General features: G+C 55.1%; 1 rRNA gene. It reads left to right on the forward strand.

The features are described 5' to 3' along the window. Positions 1 to 51: 51 nt before the first annotated feature. Positions 52 to 680 (forward strand): 23S ribosomal RNA (locus KIK05_RS46450); the annotation flags it as partial.

Raw genomic sequence — 680 nt, forward strand, 5'->3', positions numbered from 1 at the left:
GGTGGTCTGTTTGTTGTTTGTGAATTGCATAGTGGACGCGAGCATCTTTGTGGCCAAGTTTTTTAGGGCACACGGTGGATGCCTTGGCATCAGGAGCCGATGAAGGACGTGGGAGGCTGCGTTAAGCCTCGGGGAGTCGCCAACCAGACGTTGATCCGGGGATGTCCGAATGGGGAAACCTAGCACCAGTTATGTGGTGTTGCCGCCGTCTGAATGTATAGGGCGGTTGGTGGTAACGCGGGGAAGTGAAACATCTCAGTACCCGTAGGAAGAGAAAACAATAGTGATTCCGTGAGTAGTGGTGAGCGAAAGCGGATGAGGCTAAACCATGCGCGTGTGATAGCCGGCGGGTGTTGCGTGTGTGGGGTTGTGGGACCCTCTTGGAGAGACCGCCGTTTCTCCGGGCAGTGATAAATCGATGGGGTAGTCGAAGCTTCTGGGAAGTTGTGCCGTAGACCGTGATAGCCGGGTAGGCGAAATCCTGTCGACTGTTGGAGGGGTTCCCAAGTAGCACGGGGCCCGAGAAATCCTGTGTGAATCTGCCAGGACCACCTGGTAAGCCTAAATACTCCCTGGTGACCGATAGTGGACAAGTACCGTGAGGGAAAGGTGAAAAGCGCCCCGGTGAGGGGTCGTGAAATAGTACCTGAAACCGTGTGCCTACAAGCCGTAGGAGCTTA

It is taken from the genome of Sphaerisporangium fuscum (assembly GCF_018531465.1).
GTDB classification, from domain to species: domain Bacteria; phylum Actinomycetota; class Actinomycetes; order Streptosporangiales; family Streptosporangiaceae; genus Sphaerisporangium; species Sphaerisporangium fuscum.